The following is a 4,231-nucleotide window of genomic DNA, read 5'->3' as shown; positions in this document are numbered from 1 at the left end:
CTACAACAAAGTAGGCTCCATAATATCCATAGGGGATTTACCCACTACAAATATTATAGAGCCGGAAATTCACTCCCTTAATCCTTTTGTTTTTTTACGAGAAACACAGCGGATTGAAACAAGATGTGAACAAAGTGATTGAGAAAGTCAATTTTTTCTAGAAATGTTTCAGCAACCGTAATGTGCTATTCTAGATTCAATACGCTATAGTTGGATGACAGCCAAATTTAGAAGCTATTTCAGTCAAATAAGCGTCTGGATTCTCAGTAAGATAGTTTTTAAGTCTATCTCTATCAACTTTTCTTGGTTTTGTTCCTTTTACTTGATGGTTTAGATCACCTATTTTCTCTTTTAGATAATGATATTACGTGAGATTTGGAAAACGTGTGATGATTCTGTTATACTACCTATTCGCTTACAATAGGCAAGAACTTTTTTTACGTAAATCTATTGAATATGGCATAAGATGACTGCACCACATTGTGTACTATCTTTAGTTCATTTTGTCATATCTCTGTCGAAACAGGTTACTAATATTAATGTACGGGCTCTATGTATGTCAAAAATAAGTTCAGTTATTGAATAGATTGCACTATACGAGATAGGAGAATAATTTGAGTTCTTTATGAATCTCTATATAGGATTCATTACGACAGATACCTTAGATTCTTTTTATTGAAGAAATTTTCTGAAAATTACAAAATATACTTGCTATTTTAGAAAAAAAGTGTAGAATATAAGAAATAGGTTTTTAGAATAAGGAGTGGAATATGACAGTAACGATTGATTGGGAGAACCTTGGTTTCTCCTATATGAAATTACCTTATCGCTATATTGCTCATTTTAAAAATGGACAATGGGATCAAGGAGAGCTCACAGAGGATGCAACTTTGCATATTTCAGAGTCTTCTCCAAGTCTTCACTATGGTCAACAAGCATTTGAAGGTTTGAAAGCTTACCGTACTAAGGATGGTAGTGTTCAACTTTTCCGTCCTGACGAAAATGCTAAACGTCTGCAACGTACTTGTGATCGTCTCTTGATGCCACAAGTTCCGACAGACATGTTTGTAGAAGCTTGTAAGGCAGTTGTCCGCGCCAATGAAGAATACGTACCACCATATGGAACAGGTGGAACCCTTTATCTTCGTCCACTTTTGATTGGTGTTGGAGATATTATCGGGGTTAAACCAGCAGAGGAATACATTTTCACCATCTTTGCTATGCCAGTTGGAAATTACTTTAAGGGTGGTTTGGTTCCAACCAACTTCTTGATTCAGGATGAATACGACCGTGCGGCTCCAAATGGTACAGGTGCGGCTAAGGTTGGTGGGAACTATGCTGCAAGTCTCTTGCCAGGGAAATTGGCTAAATCACGCCATTTCTCAGATGTTATCTATCTAGACCCATCAACTCATACAAAGATTGAAGAAGTCGGTTCAGCTAACTTCTTTGGAATTACAGCTGATAATGAATTTGTAACACCATTGAGTCCATCTATCTTGCCATCTATTACTAAGTATTCTTTGCTTTATTTGGCAGAACACCGCTTGGGCTTGACTCCTATTGAGGGGGATGTCCCAATTGATAACCTTGACCGTTTTGTAGAGGCAGGTGCCTGTGGTACAGCAGCAGTTATTTCGCCAATTGGTGGAATTCAGCACGGCGATGATTTTCATGTGTTCTATAGTGAAACAGAAGTTGGCCCTGTGACTCGTAAACTCTATGATGAATTGACAGGAATTCAGTTTGGTGATATTGAAGCGCCAGAAGGTTGGATTGTAAAAGTAGATTAAAACAAACAAAAGGAGATTTTTGATGAAATCGAAAAAGTGGCTCTTAACAGCAGGAGTGGTCCTGAGCACAACAGCTCTTTTAGTGGCTTGTGGAAAAGCTGATAAAGAAGCAGATGCACCGACAACATTTTCATATGTCTATGCAGTAGATCCAGCATCTTTGGACTATAGTATAGCGACTCGTACATCTACAACAGATGTCATCGGGAACGTGGTTGATGGCTTGATGGAAAACGACCAGTACGGAAATGTTATCCCTTCCTTGGCTGAGGATTGGTCTGTGTCAAAAGATGGTTTGACTTATACCTACAAACTTCGTAAAGGAGTTAAATGGTACACTTCTGAAGGTGAAGAATATGCAGAAGTAACAGCCCATGACTTTGTAACAGGATTGAAACACGTAGCTGACGGTAAGTCAGACGGTGTCTCTCTCATCCAAAATTCAATCAAGGGTTTGGATGCCTACATGACTGGTGAGACCAATGATTTCTCTACAGTTGGTGTTAAGGCCTTGGACGATTATACAGTTGAATATACCCTAAACAAACCAGAAAGTTTCTGGAACTCTAAAGTTACAACAGCGACGATGTTGCCTGTAAATGAAGAGTTTTTGAAGGCATCAGGTAAAGATTATGGAGCAGTTACTCCAGCAGGGATTCTTTACAATGGTCCTTATATCTTGAAGACCTTGACGTCTAAATCGTTGATTGAATACGAGAAAAATCCAAACTACTGGGATAAAGAAAAGGTAAAAATTGAAAAGGTCAAATTGACCTACTACGATGGTTCAGATCAGGAATCGTTGATTCGTAGCTTCTCTTCTGGTGCCTATACGACAGCCCGTCTCTTCCCAAGTAGCTCAAACTTTGCTTCAACTTTGGAACAATACGGAGATAAAATTACTTATAGCCCACAGGACTCAAGTAGCTATTACTTCACCTTTAACGTAAATCGTCAGTCATACAATAAAACTGCGAAAACAAGTGAAGAACAAAAGACTTCTACTAAAGAAGCTATGCTTAATAAGGACTTCCGTCAGGCTATTAACTTTGCCTTCAACCGTCATTCTTATGCTGCCCAGCTAAATGGTGAAGACGGTGCGGACAAGATTATTCGTAACAGCCTTGTTCCTGACAACTTTGTACAAGCAGGGGGTAAAAACTTTGGTCAAATCGCTCAAGCAGAGTTGGTGAACTATGGTGACCAATGGAAAGGTGTTGAGCTAGTTGATGGTAAGGATTCTATCTACAACCCTGATAAGGCTAAAGCTGCGTTCGAAAAAGCTAAGAAAGACTTGGAATCTAAAGGGGTAACTTTCCCAATTCACTTGGATGTCCCAGTTGAACAAACAGATACCATCGCCGTTCAACAAAGCAACTCTTTCAAACAGTCTATCGAATCAACTCTTGGTGCTGAAAATGTTGTCATCGATGTTCTTCAAATGACAGATAATGAAAAGGAAACAATCACTTCTCAAGCGCGTGTTCCTTCTCAAAAAGACTATGATTTGAACAGTACAGGATGGGCTCCAAGCTATCAAGACCCAGCATCTTACTTGAATATCATGGATCCTAAATCAGGTTCTGCTATGAAACACCTTGGTATTACTAAAGGGAAAGATAAGGATGTCGTAGCTAAGATTGGTTTGGACCAGTATAAGAAATTATTGGATGATGCCGATTCAGAAACTACCAATCTTGAAGAGCGCTATGAAAAATATGCCAAGGCTCAAGCTTGGTTGACAGATAGTTCATTATTGATGCCAACAGCCTCATCTGGTGGTTCTCCGGTTGTAAGTAATGTAGTGCCATTCTCAAAACCATACTCACAAGTTGGTATTAAGGGTGATCCATATATCTTTAAAGGAATGAAATTGCAAAAAGATATTGTTACGACAAAAGAATATGAAGAAGCACTGAAAAAATGGCAAAAAGAAAAATTGGAATCAAACGGTAAGTACCAAAAAGAATTAGAAAAACACGTTAAATAAAGCAGAAAACTCTATATCAGACTCAAAATGATATAGAGTTTTTTCTTGCTAGTTTTGGGATTTTCTTGTAAAATAGAAAAAGTGAAGAGAGGTAAGAAATGAGTAAGAAAGATAAAAAAATCGAAATTCAAGTAGCAGATGCCAAAGTTAATGTAGGAAAAGACAGTTTTGAAGGCTATACCTTAACCATTGGTAAAAAAGTTATCGGAGAAATTGCCGAATTAGATGGACAATTTGCCATCATAAAGAATGGGAATGTTGATAGTTTTTATAAAAAATTGGAAAAAGCTGTGGAAATTTTGATTGAAAATTATAATTTAGCAAAATAAGTCTTGTTTTTTTGAAATTTTCATGATATAATAGTCCATGTTGATTGTAGGAGAGATAGCGAAGAGGCTAAACGCGGCGGACTGTAAATCCGCTCCTTCGGGTTCGGGGGTTCGAATCC

General features: G+C 38.0%; 3 protein-coding genes and 1 pseudogene. 3 read left to right on the top strand and 1 reads right to left on the bottom strand.

Translation table 11 applies throughout. The features are described 5' to 3' along the window. Positions 1-208 precede the first annotated feature (208 nt). Positions 209-463, bottom strand: a pseudogene (locus ADI86_RS10915) (IS630 transposase-related protein); the annotation flags it as partial. 307 nt (positions 464-770) lie between these two features. Here ADI86_RS10915 and ADI86_RS02225 point away from each other — a divergent pair. The 3 genes from ADI86_RS02225 (at position 771) to ADI86_RS02215 (ending at position 4,112) form a co-directional block, all read left to right on the top strand. Beyond that, positions 771-1,793: a branched-chain amino acid aminotransferase gene (locus ADI86_RS02225; protein ID WP_000218998.1), complete on the top strand. Its 1,023-nt coding sequence runs from the start codon at positions 771-773 to the stop codon at positions 1,791-1,793. A 22-nt stretch (positions 1,794-1,815) separates the two neighbouring features. Further along, positions 1,816-3,783, top strand: a complete 1,968-nt coding sequence (locus tag ADI86_RS02220) for a peptide ABC transporter substrate-binding protein (RefSeq protein WP_049531609.1) — start codon at positions 1,816-1,818, stop codon at positions 3,781-3,783. 98 nt (positions 3,784-3,881) lie between these two features. Continuing rightward, positions 3,882-4,112, top strand: a complete 231-nt coding sequence (locus ADI86_RS02215) for a DUF2969 domain-containing protein (RefSeq protein WP_000037113.1) — start codon at positions 3,882-3,884, stop codon at positions 4,110-4,112. Positions 4,113-4,231 lie beyond the last annotated feature (119 nt).

The organism is Streptococcus pseudopneumoniae (genome assembly GCF_001074975.1).
Lineage (GTDB): Bacteria > Bacillota > Bacilli > Lactobacillales > Streptococcaceae > Streptococcus > Streptococcus pseudopneumoniae_D.
Note: the sequence above shows the minus strand (reverse complement) of the source record. Positions and strands in the feature narration are given on the sequence as shown.

Coding starts and splice junctions, on each gene's coding strand:
- ADI86_RS02225 (WP_000218998.1), top strand. CDS start 771: ATGACAGTAACGATTGATTGGGAGAACCTTGGTTTCTCCTATATGAAA.
- ADI86_RS02215 (WP_000037113.1), top strand. CDS start 3,882: ATGAGTAAGAAAGATAAAAAAATCGAAATTCAAGTAGCAGATGCCAAA.
- ADI86_RS02220 (WP_049531609.1), top strand. CDS start 1,816: ATGAAATCGAAAAAGTGGCTCTTAACAGCAGGAGTGGTCCTGAGCACA.